Source organism: Streptomyces sp. NPDC043908, from assembly GCF_056435525.1.
Genome location: NZ_JBWKEI010000011.1, coordinates 42,613 through 65,790, shown reverse-complemented (window position 1 = coordinate 65,790; position 23,178 = coordinate 42,613). Strand labels below are relative to the sequence as shown.

Here is a 23,178-nt window from a genome sequence, read left to right as displayed (position 1 = left end):
GCTTTCGTCTTCTCCTGCGGGCCGGTGGGGGCTAGTCGCGTAGTTCCCCGCGCCCCTGAAGGAACGGGGCCTTCGGTCCCTGTTCCCCCCCGCCACACCGTCCCCCTCAGGGGCACGAGGCCCGGCCTCGAAGCGGCGCGGGGAACTGCGCGACCGGCCGACCACCCACCCGCAGACGAAAGACCGCCCACAACACCCCTCACCACGCCAGCTCCAGCACCTCCGGTGACCGGTGGATCAGCGTTGGTCTCATCCGTACCGGTGCGTCCGGGGACGCCAGGCACAGGGTGGGGAAGCGGCTGGTCAGCAGTTGGATGGTGATGCGGAGTTGTTCGCGCGCCAGCTGCGCGCCCGGGCAGCTGTGGGCCCCGTGGCCGAACGCGAGGTGGCGGGAGGCAGGTCGGGTGATGTCGAAGACGTCGGGTCGCTCGTGGCGCCGCGCGTCCCGGTTCGCCGAGCCGAAGGCCACGAAGACGGCCGCGCCCGTGGGCAGCTCCGTCCCGGACAGCAGCACCGGCCGCGTCGTGATGCGCCGGAACCCCTGAAGGGCGGAGTCGTACCGCGCCGCCTCCTCGACCGCCGCCGGAATCAGCTCCGGCTTCTCGCAGAGCAGCTCCCACTGCGCGCGATGGCGCAGCAGGTGCAGCACCGTCGTGCCGATCTGCGCGCTCGTCGTGAGATGCCCGGCGAGGAGGAAGTTCTGGAGGTGGGCCACCATTTCGTGGCGCTCCTCCAGGGTCAGTTCACCCGTGCCGGGCGCGAGCGCGGTGAGCAGCGCCGTGCACAGGTCGTCGCGCGGCCGGGCCCGTCTCGCGCGCAGATACGTGTCGAGCAGTTGCTGCATCGTCACCACGTCCCGCGCCGCCGCGATCTGCTCCGGCTCCTCCCGCGGCCGGAACAGCAGTTCCTCGGCCCGGTTGCCGCCGTGTACCGCCACCGGCACGTCCGCCGGGTCCAGGCCGATCAGCCGTCCGACGACGTCCCCGGGCAGCAGCGTCGCGTACTCCCCCATCAGCTCCACCCGCCCCCGCCCCGCGAACGACTCCACCAGGGCGGTGGCGCGCTCGGTGGCGTACGGCAGCACGGCGGCGACCCGGGCGGCCGAGAGGCCGTGGACGATGGGGGCGCGCAGCCGGTGGTGCTGGGGGCCGTCGGAGGTGACGACGACCGGGCGGCCGCCGAAGCCGGAGCCGAGTTCGGCGAGGACGGCGGGGCCGGGGATGACGTCGGGGCGCAGCGCGTTCGCCGAGGAGAAGGCCTCGGGGCGGCGCAGTACCTCGCGTACGTCGGCGTCGCGCGCCACCAGCCAGGCGTCCAGTTCGGGGACGAAGGTCAGGCCCTCGGCGCGGCGGGCGCGCGCGTAGTGCGGATAGGGGTCGCGCTGGAGCGCGTCGAGCCGTGCGTGCTCATGCCTGTCCACAGGCTCATCGTGTACGAAGCGGCTCTCCGGCGGAAGAGCACCGGTAGGGGAAGAGCACCGGTAGGGGCGGACATGTCCGGGGGCGGGGCGGCGGGGTCCGTACCCCGGGACAAGCCCGCCCCGCCCGGCCCCGCCCTGTCCCGGTCCCCGCCTCACCCCTCCGTGGTCAGCACCCCGATCAGCCGGGTGACCGCCTGCACCATCGCCTGCCGCCCGACGGTGAGGTAGCCGCGGGCGTCGACCGCCTCGGGATGGGCGGCGAGATAGGCGCGGATCGCGTCGGTCATGGCGATGTTCAGCGCCGTACCGATGTTGATCTTCGACATACCGCCGGCGACCGCCGCCGTCAGCTCCTCGTCGGGGACGCCCGAGGAGCCGTGGAGCACCAGCGGGACGTGCAGCGCCGCGTCGAGGCGGGCGAGGAGCGCGTGGTCGAGCGCGGCCGTGCGGGTGGTCATGGCGTGGGTGTTGCCGATGGCGACGGCGAGCGCGTCCACCCCGGACTCCGCGACGAAGGCGCGCGCCTCCCCGGGGTCGGTCCGGGCGCCGGGCGCGTGCGCGTCCAGCGGCGGCCGGCCGTTCTTGCCGCCGACCTCCCCCAGCTCGGCCTCGATCCACAGTCCCTGGGTGTGCGCCCAATCGGCGGCGGCACGCGTCGCGGCGAGGTTCTGCTCGTACGGCAGATGGCCGCCGTCGTACATCACCGAGCTGAACCCGGCGTCGGCCGCCTGCCGCAGCAGGTCGTCGCGTTTGACGTGGTCGAGGTGGAGCGCCACCGGTACGGCGGCGGCCTCGGCGGCGGCGACGGCGGCCCGGGCGAGCGGCAGCACCCGGCCGTAGCGGTATGTCACCGCGTTCTCGCTGATCTGGAGGACGACCGGCGAGTGCGCGGCCTCGGCGCCGGCGATGACGGCCTCGGCGTGCTCCAGCGTGATGATGTTGAAGGCGGCGACGGCGCCGCGCTTGGCGGCGGCTTCGGCGACCAGTGCCCCGGTCCGGGCGAGTGGCATCGTGCTTCCCCTGTTCTGTGGTGTCCTCGTGCTCGTGGCGTTGTCGGGCCCGGGTCAGGAGCCGTCGAGGATCACCGAGCGGGTGAGGTGGCGCGGGCGGTCCGGGTCCAGGCCCCGGGCGGCGGCGACGGCGACCGCGAGCCGCTGCGCCCGGACGAGTTCGGCCAGCGGGTCGAGGTGCCCGGCCACCCACTGGGCGCCGGTGGCCCGCACCTGGTCGGCGAGGCCGTCCGGGGCCTCGCCGAACATCCAGGTGGCGGTGGTGGCGGTCGAGATGCTGATCGGACCGTGGCGGTACTCCATCGCGGGGTAGGCCTCGGTCCAGGACAGCGAGGCCTCGCGCATCTTCAGCGCCGCCTCCTGGGCGAGCCCTACGGTCCAGCCGCGCCCGAGGAACGTGAACTGGCTCCGGCCGACGAGCCCTTCGGGCAGCGGCTCGGCCAGCGCGGTGCGCGCGTCGGCGACGGCCTGCTCGGTGGGGAGGCCGAGGTGGGCGCGGAGCAGGGTGAGGGCGGTGGTGGCGAAGCGGGTCTGCACCACGGACTCCTCGTCCGCGAACTCCAGGACCACGAGGTCGTCGGCGGCCCGCATCACCGGGGTCTCCGGGTCGGCGGTGATCGCGGTGGTGCGGGCGCCGCCGCGCACCCGGGTGAGGAGTTCGAGGACCTCGGTGGTGGTGCCGGAGCGGGTGAGGGCGACCACCCGGTCGTAGGAGCGGCCCGCCGGGTACTCGGAGGCGGCGAAGGCGTCGGTCTCGCCCTGGCCCGCGCCCTCGCGCAGCGCGGCGGCGGCCTGGGCCATGAAGAGCGAGGTGCCGCAGCCGACGATCGCGACCCGCTCGCCCGGCGCGGGAAGGGCGTCCTTGTGGTGCACCGCCAGCTCGGCGACGCGCTTCCAGCACTCGGGCTGGCTGCTGAGTTCGTTCTCGACATGGCTCATGCCGGGCTCCCACTCCCTCTGGATCCGTCGACGGATGCATGTTTCTGCAAAATATAGCTAGCTTTCGAGCACAATCAAGCATCTGGGGGTGGGTTAAAGTCGCATCTCTACGGTCATCACCGTCGTCACTGTCATCGGCGCCTTCACCCGAAGGCCGTCACCGGCGCTGATGGCGGCACAGGTGCGAGATGTGCGAGAGAGCACGGGAGAGAAGAGGATCCGGATGTCGCGCGACGCCCGCTGGCAGGCACTGCTCGAACTGCTCGTGGAGCAGGGCCGCCTCGACGTCGAGGAGGCGGCGACGGTGCTCGGCGTCTCGGCCGCGACCATCCGCCGCGACTTCGACCAGCTCGCCGAGCAGCAGATGCTGGTGCGTACGCGCGGGGGCGCGGTCGTCCACGGGGTCAGTTACGAACTGCCGCTGCGCTACAAGACCGCCCGGCAGGCCTCGGAGAAGCAGCGCATCGCGAAGGCCGTGGCGGACCTGGTCGCGCCGGGCGAGGCGGTGGGGCTCACCGGCGGCACGACGACCACGGAGGTGGCGCGGGCCCTCGCCGTGCGGCCGGAACTCGCCTCCGGTTCACCGGCGTTGACGATCGTGACCAACGCGCTGAACATCGCCAACGAGCTCGCGGTACGGCCGCAGTTCAAGATCGTGGTGACGGGCGGGGTGGCCCGGCCGCAGTCGTACGAACTCACGGGCCCGCTGGCCGGCGGCGTACTGAACCAGATCACGATGGATGTGGCCGTGCTGGGGGTCGGCGCGTTCGACGTGGCGCACGGGGCGACCGCCCACGACGAGGACGAGGCGGGGATCAACCGGCTGCTGTGCGAGCGGGCCGAGCGGGTCGTGGTCGCCGCCGACTCCACGAAGCTGGGGCGGCGGACCTTCGCGCGGATCTGCGCGACGGACCAGGTGGGCACGCTGGTGACCGACGCGGGGGTCTCCGCGGAAACGGTCGCGCGGTTCACCGACGCGGGGGTCAGGGTGCTGGCGGTCTGAGCAGGACCGTCCGGGTGCGGGCCTTGGGGGGGGTGGCTGGGCGACCGCGGGCGACGGAGGCTTTCGAGCCCGTGCGCCGGGGGAGGACTGGGCCGCCAACCCCTTGGGAAACCGGGCGAGTTGACGGAGCGTCAGTCCAGGCCGAGCGCCGGCAGCAGGACCGCTTCCAGGAAGTCGAGCAGTGTGTCCTCGCCGGTGAACCGGTCCTCGAAGAGGCGTTCCACCCGCAGGACGCCCATGAACGCGGGCGCCACGAAGTCGATCGCGCGGTTGTCCGCGGCCACCTCACCGCGCTCCACCCCGCGCCGCAGCATCGCGTCCAGCGCCGCGATCTCCGGGTTCAGGACGGTCTCGCGCAGCGCCTCGCGCAGATCGGGGTGCATCACATAGGCCTGGCCCACGGCCTCCATCAGCTCGGCGTCGCGGCCCTTGCCGCGTGACGCGGCACGGGCCGCCTCGCGCAGGTCGCCCGCCAGGGTGCCCGTGTCGATCCCGGTGAAGAACGAGCAGCGGCTCGCGCCGAGCGCCGCGGTGACCAGGACCGGCTTGGACTTCCACTGGCGGTAGAGCGTGGCCTTGCCGCACTTGGTGCGCGCGGCGACGCCCTCCATGGTCACGGCGTCGTAGCCGCCCTCGCGCAGCAGGTCCAGCACCGCCTCGTACAGCTCCAGCTCCCGCTCGGGGCTGATCTTGCTGCGGCGTGCGGCGGCCGTCGCGGCCTGCGTGGACATCGTGTCCCTCCGGTGCGTGGGGCAGGGCTCCTGCTGGTACGAGCGTAAGCCCCGCCCCTCCGAGACGCAAACGTATCGAGACGTTTGCGTCTCGATGAAATCCGATCTAGCCTTCCTACGTTTGCTTGTCCGATTTCTGCTCGAATTCTCGTCTCAGAGGGGCCGGAGAATGACTGCCGGTATACGTCCAGGGACCCGGCGTCCCACCGGACCGGAGACGACCGGTACCCTCCGGCCGCCCCTGGTGCGCGAGCTGCTGCTCGTGACCGCGCTCTTCCTCGTGTACAAGTTCGGCCGCCAGGTGGCCAACGGCCACGAGACACGCGCCTTCGACAACGCCGACCGCGTCTGGGACTGGGAGCGCGCGCTCCATCTGCCCGGCGAGGGCGCGGTGCAGCGCCTGCTGCTCCACGACGACACCGTGATCCATGTCGCCAACACCTTCTACGCCACCGTCCACTTCCCCGCGACGGTCGCCTTCCTGGTCTGGCTGTACGTCCGCCGGCCCGCCCACTACCTCTGGTCCCGCCGGGTCCTGGCCCTGGTGACCACGGCCGCGCTCGCCCTGCACATCCTGGTGCCGCTGGCGCCGCCCCGGATGCTGGCGGCGGCCGGGCTCGTCGACACCGCGCAGGTGTACGGACCGTCGGTGTACGCGGCGACGCCGGACACCGACACCATGGCCAACCAGTTCGCGGCGATGCCGTCGCTGCACTTCGGCTGGGCGCTGATGGTGGCGATCGGTCTGATCGCCGCGACCCGCGGCCGGTGGCGCCTGCTGTGGCTGCTGCACCCGGTGCTCACCCTGCTGGTGATCGTCGGCACCGCCAACCACTACTGGCTGGACGCGCTCGTCGCGACCGCGCTGCTCGGCGCCGCCCTGTACCTGGTGCCGCGCCCGGCGCCGGTACGCACCGGACGCACCCTCGCCGTGCGGGTACGCCGTGCCCCCGCCCCCCGGCCCGCCGTGGCCCCCGAAACCGCCCGTGCCCCGGAATCCGCCCTGACCTCCGGGCGCACGGGCACCCCCCGGTCCGCCGACGAGCCCGTGCTCGCGGAGGCCCTGCGATGAACGAGTCCGCGGTCCTCGCCGTCCTGCTCTCGCTCGCCTCGGCCGCCGGGTACGCCCTCGCCGCCGTCGCCCAGTCCCGGCTGGCCTCCACCGACGGGGGCGGCGGACTGGCCGCGCTGCTCGCCCGCCCCCAGTGGTGGTGGGCCGTCGGGCTCAACGCGGCGGGCGCCCTGATGCACGTCGCCGCGCTCCACTACGGCCCGCTCACCCTGGTGCAGCCGCTGGGCGCGCTCACGCTCGTCGCCGCGCTGCCCATCGGCGCGTACTACCAGCGGCGCCGGGTCACCCGCCGCGAGTGGCGCGGCGCCGCCTGGACGCTGGCGGGGCTGGCCGGACTGATCGCGGTGACCGGGCCCGCCTCGCCCGGGGACGCGCTGAGTCTGCGGGAGGCGCTCGCGGTCGCGGCGGCCACCGCGCTCCTGATCGCGGCGGCCTCCCGGGCCGGGGAGGGCCACGGCCGCGTCGGTCTCGGCCACGCCACCGCCTCGGGTGTCGCCTCCGGTGTGGGCTCCGCCCTCACCCAGACCGTCACCGCCTCGCTCGCCCGCGAGCTGCCGGGCGGCCCGCTCGCCTGGTGGCAGACGGCTCTGCTGGCCGTGCTCGTGGCGGCGTTCGCCGTGGGCGGGCTGCTGCTCTCGCAGTCCGCGTTCCGGGGCGGCCTCGCGGCGCCGCTCGCCGTGGTGAACCTCGCCAACCCGGCGGCGGCCGCCGTGATCGGGGTGGCCCTGCTGGGCGAGCGGTTCCACGGCGGCCCGCTCGGCTGGCTCACGGCCGCGGTGGCGGCGGCGGTCGCCGCCCGTGGCGTGCTGATGCTGACCGGCGCCGAGCCCCCGCAGGTCCCGGCCCCACGCGCCCCGGAACCGGCGCGCGTACCGGTCTGAGAGCGCTGACGGACAAGCGGGGCCGCGCCGGGAAACCCCGTGCGGCCCCGCTTGTCCGTGTGGGGTCAGACGAGGGTGAGCGTGAAGCCGTGCGCGGTCGGGACGGAGGCCGTCCTCACCTCCGTCACACCGGTCCGGGCGTCGTGGAACCACCCCGACCCGGCCGCGGCCAGCTCCCGCGCCGAGCCGTAGCGGCGCAGCCGCTCGCCGCCCATGGCCACCGCGGCGGGCGCGGACGCGGCGTGCACCGTGAAGCGGTACGCGCGCGCCGAGGGCTTGCCCGCGTACGTGCCCACGCTGGGGCCGACCTCGATGACCGAGGCGCGGCCCGCCGCGTGCACCTGGACCTTCTGGGTGGCCGATGCTCCCTGCGCGAACCGCCGGGTCACGCCGTCGTCCTCGTACAGCGTGTACGAGGACCTGCCCGCCCGCGGGTAGATGTCGTAGTCCATCTCGCCCTTGTCCCGGGTCTGCCAGGAGAGCGTGCCCTCGGGCCACATCGGCACGATGGAGCCGCCCTTCACGAACAGCGGAAGGGTGTCGAGCGGTGCCTTGTAGCCGTTGACCGTGGTCGGGCCCTGGTAGGTCTTCCCCGTCCAGTAGTCCGTCCAGGTGCCCTTGGGCAGATAGATCCCGTCGCGCACCTCGGTGTCGCTGTAGACCGGGGCGACTAGGAAGTCCGGGCCCGCCAGGAACTCGTACTTCGCGTTCGGGCCGAGCGTGTCCGGGTCGTCCGGGTACTCCAGGGAGAGCGGCCGGACCGCGCCGACACCGGTCTTCGTCGCCTCCCGGGAGAGCCCGTACATGTACGGGATGAGCCGCTCCTTGAGCTGGAGGTACTTGCGGTTGATGGAGGTGTACGGCTCGCCGTCGAGCCAGGGCTGCTGGTCGTGCGGCTGGTGCGTGGTGAGGTCGCTGGACCAGCCGTCCATGGTCATGATGGCGGGCAGGAACGCCTTCCACTGGAGGTCGCGGGCGTACATCTTCGGGTCGTGGGCGTAGATGCTGCCCACGTCGCCGGTGTTGTAGGCGATGCCCGAGAGGGTGGCGCCCGCGTAGGTGGGGATCTGCCAGCGGATGTAGTCCCAGCTCAGCTTCTGGTCGCCGCTCCACAGCACGCCGCAGCGCTGGGCGCCCGCCCAGGAGACGGGCAGCCAGACGAAGCCGCGGGCGTCGCTGTTGTCCTCGATGCCGGCCTTCGCCCGGTCGCAGGCGTTCAGGGCGAAGCCGTAGCCGTTGCCGACCCAGGCGACGTCGAGCTTGGCGACGCGCTGGCCGGCCTTGACCTGCTCGGCGAGCTTGTCGAGGCCGTCCTGGGTCCACAGGCCCAGCTGGGCGTGGTGCGCGTTGAGGCCCCGGCCGGTCTCGGCGAGGTTCTCGTAGCCGCAGCCGTAGCCGTCGTTGACGAGCATCCAGCCGAGCGGCATCCGGTTCCGCGTGTACCCGTCGGCGACCTTGAGCGCGTCCAGGGTGTGCCGCTCACCCCGGTTGGCGTTGTGCAGATAGCAGTCGGAGTCGCCGGGTTCGAGCCCGTACACCGGGGGCATGAACGGCTTGCCCACCAGGGAGGTGTACTTGCCGATCACGGACTTCACGTCGCCGGTGAAGTAGTAGGCGTCCAGGCGCCGTTCCTGCTGGCCGGTGCGGACGTGGGGGCCGAAGTCGTAGACGCCCGGGGTGAAGGTGTTGCGGAAGACGCCGTAGCCGGCCGAGGAGACGTAGAACGGCTGGGAGTTGTTGTAGCCGCCCTCGTTCCAGTTGGTGTTGTTGCCGACGTTCATGACCTGGTCGCGATGGGAGAAGCTGCCGTTCTGCTCGCCGCCGCCGAAGAACTGCTCGTCCGCGCCGCGCGCCAGGCTCTGGCGCAGCCCGCCGGTGGTCCAGCGCAGCGGGTCGGCCTCCTGCCATATCGGGGTGCGGTTGTCGGCCTTGTAGAGGGCGAACCGCAGGGGCTTCTTGTAGACGCGCAGGACGGTGCCCCCGGCCCGGATGCCGTGGTAGGCGCCCGCGTCGAAGGAGGTGGTGGCCCGACGCGGCTCCGGCTGCCGTTGGATCATGCGGCTGCCCGGCGGGTCGGCGAGGACGCCGTCGGGTGACGCCTGGAGGCGCAGGGTGTCGTCGGCGAAGAACTCGGCCCGCGCCGTGAGCGCGCCCGCCGCGATCTCGTACCTGCCCTGCCCGCCGGTGAAGCCGGTGAGGTTCCCGGCGTCGCTCGCCTCGGGCAGATAGGCCTTGCCCGTGAAGGAGTTGTCGTGCACGTCGTAGGGGACGACGACCACGTGGTACGTGCCCGATGCCCTGGGGATGACCGTGGCCTCGGGGTCGGCGGTCCCGGCGCTCTCGGCGACCTTCCTGCCCGCCGCGTCGTAGACGTAGAGGTCGAAGTCGTCGGTGGGTTTCTCCCACTGGATGGAGACGGGGACCCCGCCCTCGGGGTTGTCGTCCCACTCACCGGCGGGCGGGTTCACCGTCAGGTCGAACCGGGCGCAGACGGCGTTGGCCGGGTCCTCGGCGGGGGTGCCGCACTTGTCGGGCGAGCCGACCGTGCCCTTGGGGTAGACCGGGCTCTGCCAGGTGACGCTCGTGGAGGCGCCGTCGAGCGTGCCGGACGGCGGGGCGGCGTCGGCCGCCGAGGCGGCCGGGACCGTGAGGGCGGTGAGGGTGAGCGCGGCCGCCGCGAGCACGGCGGCGGCCACTCTCCCCGGGCGGTGTCGAAGATTCCGCAAGGAGTGTTCTCCGTTCGTACCGAGCCGCTTCCGAGCCGCGCCCGGGGGTGTCTCCGAGCTGCCGCCGAAGCCGCTGTCGAACAACAGGGGTGCGGTGCGTGCGCGTTCATGCTTGGAACTGCTGGGTTTCGAGCATCAAGATTCATGACGCGGCCGGTACATGTCAACGGCTTCGCGCATACCGGACGAGTAAAGCCGCACGGCCGGCCCTCCACTTTCGTCACCTTGACGATATTCACGCGACCCAATATCGTCGCCGTGACGAAAACAAGGAGGTCCCGCCGCCATGGCCGACATCAACCGCAGACTGGGCCTGCGTCATCTGCGCTCCGCCCCCACCTCCCACATCCGCCACCACAAGCGCGGCCGGCTCGTCCACGACGGGCCCGGGCTCAGCTTCTGGTTCCGGCCGCTGAGCGCCGCGCTCTCCGAAGTGCCGGTCGACGACCGGGAGCTGGCGATGGCCTTCCACGCCCGCACCTCGGACTTCCAGGACGTCACCGTGCAGGCCACCGTCACCTACCGGATCAGCGACCCGGCCGTCGCCGCCGCCCGGCTGGACTTCTCCGTCGACCCCGACAGCGGCGTCTGGCGCGGCGCCCCGCTGGAGCAGCTGTCCACCCTGCTCACCGAGACCGCCCAGCAGCACGCGCTCGACGTCCTCGCCCGCACCCCGCTGGCGGCGGCCCTCGTCGACGGGGTGGCCGCGGTGCGCGAGCGGATCTCGGACGGTCTCGCGGCCGAGCCCCGGCTGCCCGCCACCGGGATCGAGGTGGTGGCCGTACGCGTGGTCGCCATCCGCCCCGAGTCGGAGGTGGAGCGGGCGCTGCGCACCCCGGCCCGCGAGCAGATCCAGCAGGAGGCCGACCGGGCGACGTACGAGCGGCGGGCGGTGGCCGTCGAGCGCGAGCGCACGATCGCCGAGAACGAGCTGGCCAGCAAGATCGAACTCGCCCGCAGGGAGGAGCGGTTGGTCGAGCAGCGCGGCACCAACGCCCGCCGCGAGGCCGAGGAGAACGCCGCCGCCGACGGGGTACGCGCCGAGGCCGAGGCCGCCCGTACGGTCCGGCTCGCCCGTGCCGAGGCCGAGGCCGCCCGCACCACCGGCGAGGCGCGCGCCCAGGCGCAGGCCGCCTGGCTGCGGGTGCACACCGACACCGACACGGCGACGCTCCACGCGCTCACCGCGACCCGGCTGGCCGAGAACCTGCCCCGGATCGACAGCCTCACCCTCTCCCCCGACGTGCTCACCGGCCTGCTCGCCAAGCTGGCGCGCCCGGGCGGTGAGGAGCGGTGAGCCTCGCCCCGCGCGCGGTGCTGGTCCACCGCACCACGGAGTACGAGGAGTTGCTCGCCCGGCACGGCACGCACGGGCAGGCCGCCTTCTTCCTCGCCTCGCGCGGGCGCTCCCTCGACGAGGTGGCCGAGCGCCACCACCGCGCCCGGCGGGCGCTCACCGAGGTGGCGGCGGCGGTGCCGCTGCGCTGGCGGCAGTCGCGGGTGGAGCGCGCCGACCTGGACCGGTTCCTGTTCGCACCGGAGGACGTGGTCGTCGTCGGCCAGGACGGGCTGGTCGCCAACGCGGCCAAGTACCTCGCGGGCCAGCCCGTGATCGGCATCGACACCGACCCGGGCCGCAACCCGGGCGTCCTGGTCCGCCACCGCCCGTCCGACGCGGCCGCGTTGCTGGCATCCGCCGCCACCGGCCGCGCCGACGAGCTCACCATGGTGGAGGCGGTGGCGGACGACACCCAGCGGCTGCTCGCGCTCAACGAGATCTATCTGGGTCCGCCCGGCCATCAGACCGCCCGCTACCGTCTGGGCCCGGACGACCCGGACTCCGCCCCCGAACCCCAGGCCTCCTCCGGTCTGCTGGTGGGCACCGGTACCGGGGCCACGGGCTGGCTGCGCTCGCTCTGGCAGCAGCGCGGCAGCGGGCTCGCGCTGCCCGGTCCGGCCGATCCCCGGCTCATCTGGTTCGTACGGGAGGCGTGGCCCTCCCCCACGACCGGGACGAGCCGGGTGGAAGGGGTGCTGGAGAGCGCCGAACGCCTGCGGGTCACCGTCGAGTCGGACCGCCTGGTGGCCTTCGGCGACGGAATAGAGTCGGACGCACTGGAGTTGACATGGGGTCAGACGGTGAGCCTGGGGCGGGCCGACACGGCGCTGCGGCTCGTCGGATAGCGACGCCGGCCGTGTTCACGCTGCCCCGTGGGCGCGTGAGCCCCCTCACAGTGCGTAATCCACTTTCTCCTCTCTCGTTGACCCTGCCAGAAGCGAACAAATAGGCTTCATCCATGTGCGATACGGGGTAGGATCGCCGCTCTTCGAAGCGGAGATCATCCATATCCACCGGCACTGCCGGAAGATCCCTTCAGGGCATCGGCGGAGTCGGGGGATTCCAGCACGAAGCACGGGGGAAGCACGGTGAAAGTTCGTCTGCTCGGATCACTCGAAATAACCGACGGCCATCTCACGTTCCGGATTCCCGGCGAGAAGTTACGGGCGATCGTGGCGGCCCTCGCCCTGTCGCCGGGCCGGCCGGTCTCACGGCACGATCTCATCGACGAGTTGTGGGGAGAGGAACTCCCCCGCAACGCCGAGAACTCGCTCCAGGGCCATGTCGCCCGGCTGCGCCGCATCATCGAGTCCCGCACCGGCCGCGACGGGCCGCGCGGACTCATCCAGACGTCGAGCTTCGGCTACGCGCTCTCGCTGCCCGAACGCGACGTCGACGCCTCACTGTTCACCGCCCTGGTGCGGCAGGCCACCGCCGCGCGCCGGGCCTCGCCCGAGCGCGTGGTCAGACTGCTCACCGAGGCGCTGGCCCTGTGGCGCGGGCCCGCGCTCCTCGACACCGGCCAGGGCATGATCAGCCGGCTCGCCTACACCCGGCTGACCGAGGTGCGGCTGATGGCGTACGAGCACCTCTTCGACGCCGAGCTGGACCTCGGCAGGCACCGCGAGGCGGTCACCGAACTCCAGCAGCTGCACGCCCAGTACCCGTTGCGCGAGCGGTTCTGCGAGCAGCTCATCACCGCGCTCTACCGCTCGGGGCGCCAGGCCGAGGCGCTCGACGCCTACCACCGCACCCGCCAGCGGCTCTCCCACAGCCTCGGCCTGGAGCCGGGGGACGCGCTGCGCGCCCGCTTCCAGGACATCCTGCGAAGGGAGCCGGTCGCCCTCTGACGCCGCCCCGGCCGTCAGGGCGCCGCGGCCGACCTCAGCAGTCGGCCCAGCGCCCCGCCGGCCGCCCGGCCCTGCCAGGCGAGGTACCCGGGCTGCACCAGGTGCGGATCCCAGATCCGCTGGTAGGCGAGCCGCCGGGCCGTCGCGTGCCGCCACGCGCCGTGCCCGGCGGCAAGCCGCAGCAGCCGCGCCGCCGCCGCGCTCGCGGTCCCGAACTCGTACTGCGCGCAGAGCCCGGCGAAGGCGGTGAAGCCGAGGTGCAGCCACTGCGCCCCTTCGGCGGCGAACGCCCGTACGGCCGCCAGGTTGACCGCCTCCACGGCGCCCCGGGGAGCGTCCGGCGCCCGGTGCGCGGTGTGGTGGAGCCAGCCGGGGCGGGAGCCGAAGACCGGCAGGTAGGTGACGGACGCGACGTCCCGGCCTCCGGCCCGCCCCGCGAACACCCGCCTCCCGTCGGCCGCGCCGGCCTCCTCGCGACCGCCCGCCCTGTCCCCGTACGCCCTGTCCCCGTACGACACTTCGGCCGTCTCGACCCCCGCGAGCCACGCCCGGGTGACCGCCAGCCGCAGCTCGGCCAGGCGCGGGCCGCCGAGGCGGAATTCGGGAAGGTAGACCGCGTAGGACGAGCCGGCCTGGTTCACGGTGAAGCCGCAGCGGGCGAAGAGCGCGGCCTCCGGGCGCCGCAGCCGGGTGGCCACGACATTCCTGCGCCGTTCCGCGGCGAATTCCGTGAAAGCGCGCAACAGCGGTTCCTGGCCGTCATGGGGAGCGATCACTCCGCCGCTCTGGTGCAGATGGCCACCGGTATCCCGAAAAGGGATCACTCCGGACCTGCCCGCCACACGGAAGTATTCCGCTCCCTCGCTCATCGCCAGAAAGGCGCCGGGATGGTCGCCGTAGGCACGTAAGACCTCGCGGACCGTATCGCCGCCGCGCACGGCGAAGGTGTCGATGCTCATGACATTCCCCCCTGTCATGAGCATCGTCGCAGCCGCGGGCCCCCATTCCCTGACACGCGCGTCTCAGTCGGGTATCAGAGTCCTCGTGTCGCACCCGCCGCCTAGCGGTTGGGCTACGACGCCGGGCAGGAGGCCAGGGTCCGCACCACCGCCGCCGCGGCCACCGCGTGCCCCCGGCTGTTCAGACGGCCCGGCTGCGGGCCCCACAGCGCCCCGGGATCGGCGCCCTGGTGCTTCATCAGGTCGATGTGCAGGGCCCCATGACGAAGGGTCACTATCGTCAGGCGTTCCACCAGGAGGCGCTGGCGGGAGCGCACCCGGTCGCGGTGGGCCGGAGCCACCTGGCCGGAGGCGGACCAGTCGAACGGGCTGACCACCACGGTGTGGCGGCACGCCGTCTCCTTCAACGAGGCGAGAATTCGGCTGAGTTCGGTCTCCACCGCATCCGCGTCGAACCGGCGCGCCCGTACATCGGGTCCGCCGCACGCGATCACCGCGAGGTCGGACCGGAAGGCGAGCGCCTGGGCCAGCTGGCGCGAGCGCACCTCGGCGAGGACGAGTTCGCGCCGGGCCTGCACGAGCAGACAGGCCAGGCCCGGGCGGGCCTCGCGCAGCGCCCGGGCCACCCGGTCGGGCCACACCCGGGGCCGGTAGCCGGGGACCGCGGCGGCCCGGGCGAGCCGGCCCTCCTGCCCGCTGAGCACCACCGCGCGCCGCCACGGGAGGCCGCCGAGCAGGGTCCGGGCCTCGCCCGGGCGCAGACAGCGCGGATCGTCGTCCTCCATCGCACGGCCCAGCCTTTCGCTCGCCCCCGCGCTGCCGTCGTAATGACCGCGGCGCCGGCCGTCAACCGCTCGTGGAGCCGGGGCAGACGGGCCGGACCGGATCGGGCCACCCGGCCGCCCAGTGGCGGGTACCGGGCGCCGGACCGGCGAAACACGCGTCTCAGCGCCGTCTCAGCGCGGTCTCAGCGGCCCCGGCGAGGATCCATCCGTACGAGGACGGGAGAGGTACCCGAAGGGGTCCGATCGGGGGTTGCGGGCAGGCGCCGGACCGGGCGCCGGCGGCCCGCGCAGGTTCGAGTCCTGCCCTCTCCGCCACAGCACTGCTGCGTCGGGCGCGCCGAGACGTCCGTCGATGTGTCCGTCCCCCGAGCCGCTTCCGGTGGTGGACAGTCCGGCCACGGGAACGGCACCCGGGGACGGGGCACGAGGTCGCGCGACGGATCGCGGGGGCCGGTACGCCCGGCGAGCCGGCTGTGACAGAGCGGCCGGGCCCCGCCCAGCAGTTCGTCCGCACCGCGGGCGGGCCGGGCGGCCCGGCCGTCCTGGTACGCGGGGAGGGCGCGGGGGCCCCGCCCACGGGACCCGCTACCCGCCGGACACGGTCCCGCGCGCGCTGCCGGTACTCGCCCCGTAGCCCCGCGGCACCTCCGGCTCGGGCAGCCCGCGCGCCAGCCACCAGGCGAGGGCGCACAGCGCGATCAGCGGGGCGAGCGCCACGCCGAGCCCGGCCGCCTCCCCCAGGGCGCCTATCCCCGGCGAGACCACTCCCCCGACGCTCACCGCGAGCCCGAGCGTGACCCCGCTCGCCGTGCCGGCCCGGTTCGGCAGGAAGTCCTGCCCGAGGGTGACGTGGAGGGAGAACGGCACGTACAGCACGGCCGCCGCCAGCGCCGCGCAGCCGAAGAACGCGGGCCCGGGCACCAGGACCGCGCCCGCCACGGCCGGGACCGAGGCGGCGTACGCCCTCCGTACGGTACGGACCCGGCCCCACCGCGCCGCGAGCCGTCCCCCCGCGACGGTCCCGGCGGCGCCGCCCGCGAAGAGGGTGAACAGCGCGGCCGAGCCGGTCGCGGGGCCGCCCCCGACGCGCTCCTGGGCGTAGAGGCCGATGAAGGCGCTCAGGCCGACGAAGACCACCGAGCGGCACACCACGATCGCCGAGAGCCGCAGGAACACCGGCCAGTCGTCCGGCCCGGCCGGATGCGCGGCGCCCGCGCGCCCGGCCGCCGCAGTCCGCCGCGCCAGCAGCCGTACCGCCGGTGCCGTGCACACCACCCCGGCCACCGCGGGCACCACCAGCCACGGCGTCGCCCCGAGTCCCCCAGCCGTGAGCACCGGCCCGACCACGACCGGCGCGAGGGCGAAGCCGAGGGTGCCGCCGAGGGAGTACCACCCCATGGCGACATGGCTGCCCCGCCCGGCGGCGCGGGCCAGCCGCGCGGACTCCGGGTGGTAGGCGGCGACGCCGGTCCCGGCGAGCGCGACGGCGAGCCAGGTGAGCGGATAGGAGTCGCCGAGGCCGGACAGGGCGATGCCCACGCCCGCGCCGAGGCTGCTCAGCGGGATCAGCCACGGCATCGTCCAGCGGTCGGTGAGCGCCCCGAACACCGGCTGGACGACGGAGGAGAGCAGGGTCGCGGCGAGCACGATGCCGGAGGCGGCCGCATAGCCGTAGCCGCGACCGGCGACCAGGAAGGGGACGAGGGCGGGCACCGCCCCCTGGGAGAAGTCGACCGTGGCGTGGCCGAGGGCCAGTAGAGCCACAGGGGACGGTCTCTTGGCGGGGCCGGCGGGCGGCGCTGTCGTCGTCACCCCTCGATCCTGTGGGCGCCGCCGGTCGGCGGGCTTCCGATAAAGTGCCGAGCTGTGCCGATATTCCGCCACGGGCCGCCGCACGTCCCCACCACGACCCGGTACCTCGCCCCGGGCACGGGGGTGCGGACCCACCGCCACGAGGTGCACCAGGTCGTCTACGCGGGCCGGGGCGTCCTGTCGGTGACGACGGACGCGGGCACCTGGGTGGCCCCGGCCACCCGGGCGATCTGGGTGCCCGCCGGGACGCCGCACGAGCACCGGGCGTATGGCGAGACGGATCTGCACACCGTCGGCGTTCCGGTGGACCGCGATCCGCTGGGCCTCGCCCGGCCCGCGGTCCTGGCGGTGGGGCCGCTGCTGCGCGAGCTGGTCATCGCGTACAGCTCGCCGGGCCCGAGGGGGACGCCCGAGGCCGACCGGATGCTGGCGGTCGTCCTGGACCAGCTGCGGCACGCGCCGGAGCAGCCGCTGCACCTGCCCACGGCCCGCGATCCCCGGCTGGCGGCGCTCTGCGCGCTCCTGGACGACGACCCGGCCGACCCCCGGCCGCTGGCGGAGCTCGGGGCGGCGGTGGGGGCGAGCGCCCGCACCCTGGCCCGGCTGTTCCGCGCCGAGCTGGGCATGACGTTTCCGCAGTGGCGCACCCAACTGCGGCTCCACCACGCGCTGGTGCTGCTCTCGGGGGACGCCACGGTGACCTCGGTGGCGCGGCGGTGCGGCTGGTCCTCGACGAGCGCGTTCATCGACGTCTTCCGCCGGGCGTTCGGGCACACACCGGGGGCGCGTCGGGCGGCGCCGGGACTCGCCGCGCCCACCTCCGGTGTACCGCACAGGTTTACCCCGGGCCCAACGGCCGGTTGACGCCGCGCACATGTGGGGCTTGCCACCATGGGTGCGGGGGCGGGTCCCGGGGGGAAATCGGGGGCCGGCGGGGACCGGGGGTCACGGGGGTGCCCCCGGTCCCCCGCACATGGCCCTGGACCCGATCGAAAACAGTCATCGCGCGATCCGAACACGCCATTGCCCATCACTGCTCCGCAACGGCCGTCCCCCGCCGGCGGATCGCGGGCATCATCGGCCCACCGATCGTCGTTGGGCCCGGAGGTGCGCGTGATACGGAAATTCCTCGCCAGGCCGAGGCGCCCCGCGAGCGGCGGCCCGAGCCCGGCCGGGGCGGCGCTGTGGGAGGAGGCCGCCGAGTTCGTCCGGCTGCACCACGCGGAGGAGCCCGCGCCCGGCGGCCCGGAGCAGCGGCTGGCGGAGATACGCGAGGAGATCGGGGCGACCGGCACCTACCGGCACACCACCGCGGAGCTGGAGTTCGGCGCCCGGGTGGCCTGGCGCAACAGCAACCGCTGCATAGGCCGCCTCTACTGGCGGTCGCTGCGGGTGCGCGACCTGCGCCACCTCACCGACGCCGAGCCGATCGCCGAGGCGTGCGCCGGACATCTGCGCGAGGCCACCAACGGCGGCCGCATCCGCCCCCTGATCACCGTCTTCGCCCCCGAGGCGCCGGGCCGCCCGGCGCCGCGCATCTGGAACGAGCAGCTCATCCGGTACGCGGGCTACCGCACCGCCGACGGCCGCGTCCTGGGCGACCCGCGCAACGCCGGGCTGACGGACCTGGCGCTGTGCCTCGGCTGGCCGGGCGGGCCGCGCACGGCCTTCGACGTACTGCCGCTGATCGTCGAGGGCGTCGACGACAAGCCGCGGACCTTCGAACTGCCCGCCGACGCGGTCCTCGAAGTGCCCCTCGACCACCCCGAGGACGACTGGGGCCGCGCGTGGGGGCTGCGCTGGCACGCCGTGCCCGCGATCTCGGGGATGTGCCTGGAGATCGGCGGGATCCACTATCCGGCGGCGCCCTTCAACGGCTGGTACATGGGGACGGAGATCGGCGCCCGCAACCTCGCCGACACCGACCGCTACGACCTGCTGCCGCGCGTCGCCGAGCGGCTGGGCCTGGACACCGCGGACGACCGCTCGCTGTGGAAGGACCGCGCCCTGGTCGAGCTGAACCGGGCGGTGCTGCACTCCTTCGACCGGGCCGGGGTGACCATGGCCGACCACCACACCGAGTCCCGGCGCTTCGTACGGCATCTGGAGCGCGAGGAGCACAAGGGCCGCTCGGTGCCGGCCGACTGGTCCTGGATCGTGCCCCCGATGTCCGGCGCGACCACCAAGGTCTTCCACCGCACCTACGACCCGGCGGAGCTGCGGCCGGGGTTCGCGCATCATCCCGAGGCGGCCGCCCGGGCCCGCGGCGAATCGATTCGGCGCATGTCGTGACGGTCCTCCCGGCCACCGGTGCGGGGGATGCGTAGGGAGGTGCGGGGCCACGGGCGTACCGGGGTGTCCCCCGAGGGACTGAGATGCTCTGGTACTTCCGTCCGCCGGTGCCGTCCGGCCGTCGGCCCGAACCCCCTGATGTGCGCGACGGCCCCGGACCCTCAAGGGGGCGGGGACGCTTAGGGCGCGGGGCGCGGCCGCCGACGGGCGGCCCGTGGGACGGGCGGCATCACGGAGGGGCCAATGCCAGACTGGCGTAATTGCACATGATGCGCAAGAGTGACGCACCGCAATGACCTGCCGAACACTCAACCGGGCCGGGACGCACGGGAGTCGGGGCCGTACCGGAGGGCCCGGACCGCTACAGGGCCGTCGACTCGTCCGCGACCGCGAGCCGTTGCAGTAGCTGACGCAGCACGTCGCGCTCCGCCGCCGACAGGGGCTGCAGGAACGATTCATGGACCTTGACCATCAGGTCTCCCGCGTCCCGCAAGCACACGGTGCCGCGGTCGGTCAGATAGAGCGCGAAGGTCCTGCGGTCGGCGCCGCGACGGCGCTCCAGGAGATCCTTGCGCTCCAGGTCGTCGACGAGCCCGACGATGGTCGTACGGTCGATGCGCAGGGTCTGCCCGACCATCCGCTGGTTGATCCCGGGCTCGGAGTCCACCACGTTCAGCACACCGAACTGACGCAGCGTGATGTCCAGATGACCCAGGGCCTGCTCGGCCTGCTCGGTGAAACGCTGGCCGGCCTTGCGGAGGAGGAAGCCGTGCCAGCCCTGCAACCCGGGGAACAACGGCTGTGTCCCACTGTTCGGTTCCCTCTTCGCCACCACTTTTTCGGTTCACCCTCCAGTGGTGACGGTCCATCATGAGGGCCGCGAAACAGGGCCCTTGACTCTCCAGTCACCGGTCGGCCATGCTCCCGATTTGACAGAGCACCTGATTGTCACTGTAGCAGACAATCTATCTTGCTCAATTCGCGCGCCCTCATCCGCGCGATCTTCATGACCTACGGGGGAACCATGGTCAGCGTCATCGAGTATGTCGATCCGGTCGAGCACTGCCCCGGTTACCTGGTCTACGACGCCACGGACTGCCGCCTCGCGGCGGGCGGGTGCCGTATGCAGGCCGGGCTCACCGCCGAAACCCTCCAGACCCTCGCGGGACGCATGACGCTCAAGCAGCGCGTGCTCGGGGTCAACGTCGACGGTGCCAAGTGCGGCATCGCCTACGACCCGCACGGCCCGCACCGCGCGGAGGTGCTGCGCCGCTTCGTCGCCTTCCTGGCCGAGGAGCTGAGCACCCGCTTCAGCATGGGGTGCGACATGGGCACCCGGTTCGAGGAGCTCGACGCGATGGCCGGGGCGCTCGGCATCGACTCCGCCAAGATCGCCGTCCGGCGGGCGCAGCGGATCACCGACCGCGAGTTCCGCGCCCGGATGGGCCTGCTCGACACCCGCGTCGGTCTGCTCACCCTCGGCCAGCGCCGGGCGGGCCAGGCCCTCGCCCACTCCGCGCTCGCCGCGACCGCCCACACCGGCCGCCGCGACAGCCGGGTCAGCGTCGCCCTCCAGGGCTTCGGCAACCTGGGGCGGGCCGCCGCGCTCGCCCTGCTGGAGGCGGGCGTCCGCATCACGGTCGTCGCCGACGAGTACGGCTGCGCGGTCGACCCGCGCGGCCTGGACATCGCGCGGATGCTCACCCTCGACCAGCGCCGCCCGGTCCAGAGCCTGCTGGCCGAGCCGATGCGGCTGCCCCGCGAGGCCCTGTTCGAGCTGCCCGCCGACGTCCTGGTCCTCGCGGGCGGCGAGGACGCGGTCACGGCCGAGCGGGCGGCGGTGCTGCCGGTGCCGATCGTGGCCGTGGGCGCCAACTGCGGGCTGAGCGCCACCGCCGAGCGGCTGCTCCTGGACCGCGGGGTCGTGGTCGTGCCCGACTTCATCGGCGGGATCGGCGGCTCGGCCTCGATGGAGGCGCTGTTCGGTCCGCCCGCCACACCGACGGCGCCCGAGGTGCTCGACACCATCGGGGCGATGATGCGCGAGCTCGTCGGGGACATCCTCTGCGGAGCGCGCGACCGGCGGGTGAGCCCGCGTCAGGTGGCCGCCGGAATCGCCGCGTCGGCGATCGTCTCGCCCGGCGAGAAGCCGTATGGCGCAAGTCCGTACCGCCCGGTCCGCCCCGCGCCGCGGGGCAGCCGGGGGCGTTCCGTCCGTACCCCGCAGAAGTCCGAGAGGCGACCGTCATGACCACCGCACCCTCGCCCGAGACCCCCGCCACCCGTCCGGCCCCCGCCCCGGAGGCCACCGAGTGCGCCCACTTACGCAGCCACATCACCGACTCGCGGTTCTACGGGCACCGGTACAGCACCCAGGCCAGCCACCGCGTCTTCTGTGACCGATGTCGCTACCAACGGTGGCTCGACGTCGAGGCGGCGCTCGCCCTGAGCCAGGGCGAGCTGGGCATCATCCCGGCGGCGGCCGCCCGGATGATCGCGGAGGCCGCCGACGTGGACCGGCTCGACCTGGCCGCGATCCAGGCCGAGATCCGCCGCACCAGCCACTCCCTCGTCGGTTTCCTCCGCGTCTTCCAGGCCTCCTGCGAGGGCGGCGCGGGTGAGTACGTGCACTACGGCGCCACCACCCAGGACATCCAGGACACCGCGCAGGTGCTGGAGATGCGGGACGTCCTGGACGAGATGGAGGGGCTGCTGCGGGGACTCGCCGGGCAGCTCGCCGACCTGGCCGAGGCCAACGGCGCCACCGTGGCCCTGGGCCGCACCCACGCCCAGCCCGCCCTGCCGATGGGCTTCGGGATCAAGATCGCCAGCTGGCTGGACGAGGTCGTCCGGCATCTGGAGCGGATCGAGCAGCTGCGGCCGCGGGTGCTGGCGGCGCAGCTCTTCGGCGGCGTCGGCACCATGGCCGGCTTCGGGGAGCGGGCGCTGCCCCTCCTGGAGGCGTTCGCCGCCCGGCTCGGCCTCGCGGCGCCCGCGGTCGGCTGGCACGTGTCACGGGACCGGGTGGTGGAGTTCGTCTCCACGGTGGCGATGGTGGCGGGGACGATGGGCCGGATCGGGGACGAGGTGCGCGTCCTGTCCCGGCCGGAGTTCGGCGAGCTGGAGATCGGCTGGCGGCACGGCCAGGTCGGCAGCAGCACCATGCCGCACAAGCGCAACCCGGAGGCGTGCGAGCAGGCCGTCGTCATGGCGCGGCTCGCGGCCGCCCAGATGGCCAACGCCCTGGCCTGCATGGGCGGTGACCACGAACGCGACTCGCGGGCGCTGCGCATCGAATGGGCCTGCGTGCCCGACGCCTCGCACTACGCCCTGTCGGCGTGCGAGATCGTCACGCACCTGGTGAGCGGCCTCGCGGTGCGCCCGGAGCGGCTGCGGACCAACGTCGCCGCGGTCGCCGAGCAGATCGCCACCGAGAAGCTGATGCTCGCGCTCGGCAAGCACATCGGGAAGCAGACCGCCCACGAGTACGTGTACGAACTCGTCCAGGCGGCGCGGGACAACGGCACCTCCATGCGCGAGGTGACCGGCCGCGACGGGCTGGCGGGCGCGCCGCTGGACGCCGCCGCCCTCGACGAGATCTTCGACCCGGCGACCTATCTGGGCCAGTCGGTGGCCCTGACCGGCCGGGCGGTGGCCGGGGCGCGCGAGGCGCTGGCCCGGCCCGCGCGGCACACCGAGGGCGGCGACGCGCGATGAACGCCGCGCTCGCGCCCGCCGAGTCCGACACCGGGGAGATATCCCGGGCCCGCGAGATCGTCTTCCCGCGTCCCCTCTACTCCAGCCTGGTCGCCCACGCCGTACGGAAGTTCACCGGCCACTACCTGGCGGGCGAGACCGAGGAGCGCAAGGCGTTCGGGATGCTCGCGGGCCGCCCGGTGCCGGGCGGCATCCAGGTCGGCTCCGTCTTCCCGCTCATCGTCAACATGCGCCACGACAGCGGCCACCGGGCCCGGATGGACGAGGTGGTCCAGGAGCACGCCGTCCCGTCCGAGACCCCGATGGAGCAGCGCGGCTGGATCGCCGATCCGCGTGAGCTGATGGCCATCGACGACGCCTGCGACGACGCCGGCTGGGTGCTGTTCGGCAACTACCACACCCACCGGGTGCCCTGGCCGCACGATCCGCTGCGGGACACCTGCACCCATCTGGACCGGGTGCTGGCCGCCGAGTCGGGCCAGTGGACGTTCATCCTGTCCGTCGTCGATCTGCACCGGCCGCTCCTGCGGGCGTTCTTCGAGGGCGACAACGACCGCGAGGCGACCGTCCGCATCGTCCCGCCGCTGCCCGGCATGCGCACGGCCCGGGCCTGAACCGCCCGGTCCTCCGCGCAGTACCGAC

The 23,178-nt window shown here is 73.6% G+C and carries 20 protein-coding genes and 1 tRNA gene; 12 read left to right on the top strand and 9 right to left on the bottom strand.

The annotated features are described in order from the left end of the window. Window positions 1-199: 199 nt before the first annotated feature. The 3 genes from AC069K_RS23935 to AC069K_RS23925 form a co-directional block, all read right to left on the bottom strand. Window positions 200-1,420: a cytochrome P450 gene (locus tag AC069K_RS23935; RefSeq protein ID WP_478619586.1), complete on the bottom strand. Its 1,221-nt coding sequence runs from the start codon at window positions 1,418-1,420 to the stop codon at window positions 200-202. 152 nt (window positions 1,421-1,572) lie between these two features. Next, window positions 1,573-2,430, bottom strand: a complete 858-nt coding sequence (locus tag AC069K_RS23930) for a class II fructose-bisphosphate aldolase (RefSeq protein ID WP_365106581.1) — start codon at window positions 2,428-2,430, stop codon at window positions 1,573-1,575. A gap of 54 nt (window positions 2,431-2,484) precedes the next feature. Then, window positions 2,485-3,369 (bottom strand): SIS domain-containing protein, encoded by an 885-nt coding sequence (locus AC069K_RS23925; protein ID WP_478619583.1) that lies wholly within the window; start codon window positions 3,367-3,369, stop codon window positions 2,485-2,487. A gap of 223 nt (window positions 3,370-3,592) precedes the next feature. Between AC069K_RS23925 and AC069K_RS23920 the strand changes: the two genes are divergently transcribed. Next, the gene (locus AC069K_RS23920) at window positions 3,593-4,372 is read left to right on the top strand and encodes a DeoR/GlpR family DNA-binding transcription regulator (RefSeq protein ID WP_365106575.1); all 780 of its coding nucleotides are present in this window, start codon (window positions 3,593-3,595) and stop codon (window positions 4,370-4,372) included. Window positions 4,373-4,503: 131 nt separating this feature from the next. Here AC069K_RS23920 and AC069K_RS23915 read toward each other — a convergent pair whose 3' ends face one another. Then, the gene (locus AC069K_RS23915) at window positions 4,504-5,103 is read right to left on the bottom strand and encodes a TetR/AcrR family transcriptional regulator (RefSeq protein WP_358835317.1); all 600 of its coding nucleotides are present in this window, start codon (window positions 5,101-5,103) and stop codon (window positions 4,504-4,506) included. Between the two features lie 169 nt (window positions 5,104-5,272). Here AC069K_RS23915 and AC069K_RS23910 point away from each other — a divergent pair, with 169 nt between their 5' ends. Then, complete coding sequence (locus AC069K_RS23910) at window positions 5,273-6,175, top strand: phosphatase PAP2 family protein (RefSeq protein ID WP_478619578.1); 903 nt, start codon at window positions 5,273-5,275, stop codon at window positions 6,173-6,175. After that, complete coding sequence (locus tag AC069K_RS23905) at window positions 6,172-7,056, top strand: DMT family transporter (protein ID WP_365106569.1); 885 nt, start codon at window positions 6,172-6,174, stop codon at window positions 7,054-7,056. Before AC069K_RS23910 ends, AC069K_RS23905 begins: the two co-directional genes overlap by 4 nt. A gap of 65 nt (window positions 7,057-7,121) precedes the next feature. Here the strand turns inward: AC069K_RS23905 and AC069K_RS23900 are convergent, their stop codons facing one another. Further along, window positions 7,122-9,782 (bottom strand): glycoside hydrolase family 31 protein, encoded by a 2,661-nt coding sequence (locus tag AC069K_RS23900; protein ID WP_478619574.1) that lies wholly within the window; start codon window positions 9,780-9,782, stop codon window positions 7,122-7,124. A 286-nt stretch (window positions 9,783-10,068) separates the two neighbouring features. Here AC069K_RS23900 and AC069K_RS23895 point away from each other — a divergent pair, with 286 nt between their 5' ends. From AC069K_RS23895 to AC069K_RS23885, 3 genes are all read left to right on the top strand, one after another. Next, a complete protein-coding gene (locus tag AC069K_RS23895; RefSeq protein WP_478619571.1) occupies window positions 10,069-11,079 on the top strand; it encodes an SPFH domain-containing protein in 1,011 nt (336 codons plus the stop codon). Beyond that, window positions 11,076-11,966, top strand: coding sequence for an NAD(+)/NADH kinase (locus tag AC069K_RS23890; RefSeq protein WP_478619568.1), 891 nt, complete (start codon window positions 11,076-11,078; stop codon window positions 11,964-11,966). Before AC069K_RS23895 ends, AC069K_RS23890 begins: the two co-directional genes overlap by 4 nt. Window positions 11,967-12,209: 243 nt before the next feature. Further along, window positions 12,210-12,971: an AfsR/SARP family transcriptional regulator gene (locus AC069K_RS23885; protein WP_358837626.1), complete on the top strand. Its 762-nt coding sequence runs from the start codon at window positions 12,210-12,212 to the stop codon at window positions 12,969-12,971. Between the two features lie 14 nt (window positions 12,972-12,985). On the opposite strand, the gene AC069K_RS23880 is transcribed toward AC069K_RS23885, so the two are convergent. Then, window positions 12,986-13,930 carry a phosphatidylglycerol lysyltransferase domain-containing protein gene (locus tag AC069K_RS23880; protein ID WP_478619564.1) on the bottom strand — a complete coding sequence of 315 codons (945 nt, stop codon included), beginning with the start codon at window positions 13,928-13,930 and terminating at the stop codon, window positions 12,986-12,988. 113 nt (window positions 13,931-14,043) lie between these two features. Further along, on the bottom strand, window positions 14,044-14,715 hold the full coding sequence (locus AC069K_RS23875; protein WP_365106555.1) for a GDSL-type esterase/lipase family protein: 672 nt from the start codon (window positions 14,713-14,715) through the stop codon (window positions 14,044-14,046). Between the two features lie 219 nt (window positions 14,716-14,934). On the opposite strand from AC069K_RS23875, the gene AC069K_RS23870 reads away from it, so the two are divergent. Further along, window positions 14,935-15,030, top strand: a tRNA-OTHER gene (locus AC069K_RS23870). A gap of 270 nt (window positions 15,031-15,300) precedes the next feature. Here AC069K_RS23870 and AC069K_RS23865 read toward each other — a convergent pair. Next, window positions 15,301-16,479: an MFS transporter gene (locus tag AC069K_RS23865; protein WP_478619560.1), complete on the bottom strand. Its 1,179-nt coding sequence runs from the start codon at window positions 16,477-16,479 to the stop codon at window positions 15,301-15,303. Window positions 16,480-16,581: 102 nt separating this feature from the next. Here AC069K_RS23865 and AC069K_RS23860 point away from each other — a divergent pair, with 102 nt between their 5' ends. Both AC069K_RS23860 and AC069K_RS23855 read left to right on the top strand, forming a co-directional pair. Beyond that, window positions 16,582-17,391, top strand: coding sequence for a helix-turn-helix transcriptional regulator (locus AC069K_RS23860; RefSeq protein ID WP_478619557.1), 810 nt, complete (start codon window positions 16,582-16,584; stop codon window positions 17,389-17,391). A 252-nt stretch (window positions 17,392-17,643) separates the two neighbouring features. Next, window positions 17,644-18,819 (top strand): nitric oxide synthase oxygenase, encoded by a 1,176-nt coding sequence (locus AC069K_RS23855; protein ID WP_478620034.1) that lies wholly within the window; start codon window positions 17,644-17,646, stop codon window positions 18,817-18,819. A 361-nt stretch (window positions 18,820-19,180) separates the two neighbouring features. Here the strand turns inward: AC069K_RS23855 and AC069K_RS23850 are convergent, their stop codons facing one another. Next, complete coding sequence (locus AC069K_RS23850; RefSeq protein WP_478619554.1) at window positions 19,181-19,615, bottom strand: MarR family winged helix-turn-helix transcriptional regulator; 435 nt, start codon at window positions 19,613-19,615, stop codon at window positions 19,181-19,183. A gap of 174 nt (window positions 19,616-19,789) precedes the next feature. Here AC069K_RS23850 and AC069K_RS23845 point away from each other — a divergent pair, with 174 nt between their 5' ends. From AC069K_RS23845 to AC069K_RS23835, 3 genes are read left to right on the top strand one after another with little or no spacing between them, the layout of a single operon-like run. Then, the gene (locus tag AC069K_RS23845) at window positions 19,790-21,070 is read left to right on the top strand and encodes a Glu/Leu/Phe/Val dehydrogenase dimerization domain-containing protein (RefSeq protein WP_478619551.1); all 1,281 of its coding nucleotides are present in this window, start codon (window positions 19,790-19,792) and stop codon (window positions 21,068-21,070) included. Next, on the top strand, window positions 21,067-22,536 hold the full coding sequence (locus AC069K_RS23840; protein WP_478619548.1) for a class-II fumarase/aspartase family protein: 1,470 nt from the start codon (window positions 21,067-21,069) through the stop codon (window positions 22,534-22,536). The genes AC069K_RS23845 and AC069K_RS23840 overlap by 4 nt, the downstream gene beginning before the upstream one ends. After that, window positions 22,533-23,150 carry an MPN domain-containing protein gene (locus AC069K_RS23835; RefSeq protein WP_478619545.1) on the top strand — a complete coding sequence of 206 codons (618 nt, stop codon included), beginning with the start codon at window positions 22,533-22,535 and terminating at the stop codon, window positions 23,148-23,150. The genes AC069K_RS23840 and AC069K_RS23835 overlap by 4 nt, the downstream gene beginning before the upstream one ends. The last annotated feature ends 28 nt before the right edge of the window (window positions 23,151-23,178 follow it).

Coding starts and splice junctions, on each gene's coding strand:
- AC069K_RS23925 (WP_478619583.1), bottom strand. CDS start 3,369: ATGAGCCATGTCGAGAACGAACTCAGCAGCCAGCCCGAGTGCTGGAAG.
- AC069K_RS23835 (WP_478619545.1), top strand. CDS start 22,533: ATGAACGCCGCGCTCGCGCCCGCCGAGTCCGACACCGGGGAGATATCC.
- AC069K_RS23895 (WP_478619571.1), top strand. CDS start 10,069: ATGGCCGACATCAACCGCAGACTGGGCCTGCGTCATCTGCGCTCCGCC.
- AC069K_RS23910 (WP_478619578.1), top strand. CDS start 5,273: ATGACTGCCGGTATACGTCCAGGGACCCGGCGTCCCACCGGACCGGAG.
- AC069K_RS23840 (WP_478619548.1), top strand. CDS start 21,067: ATGACCACCGCACCCTCGCCCGAGACCCCCGCCACCCGTCCGGCCCCC.
- AC069K_RS23880 (WP_478619564.1), bottom strand. CDS start 13,930: ATGAGCATCGACACCTTCGCCGTGCGCGGCGGCGATACGGTCCGCGAG.
- AC069K_RS23915 (WP_358835317.1), bottom strand. CDS start 5,103: ATGTCCACGCAGGCCGCGACGGCCGCCGCACGCCGCAGCAAGATCAGC.
- AC069K_RS23905 (WP_365106569.1), top strand. CDS start 6,172: ATGAACGAGTCCGCGGTCCTCGCCGTCCTGCTCTCGCTCGCCTCGGCC.
- AC069K_RS23875 (WP_365106555.1), bottom strand. CDS start 14,715: ATGGAGGACGACGATCCGCGCTGTCTGCGCCCGGGCGAGGCCCGGACC.
- AC069K_RS23930 (WP_365106581.1), bottom strand. CDS start 2,430: ATGCCACTCGCCCGGACCGGGGCACTGGTCGCCGAAGCCGCCGCCAAG.
- AC069K_RS23920 (WP_365106575.1), top strand. CDS start 3,593: ATGTCGCGCGACGCCCGCTGGCAGGCACTGCTCGAACTGCTCGTGGAG.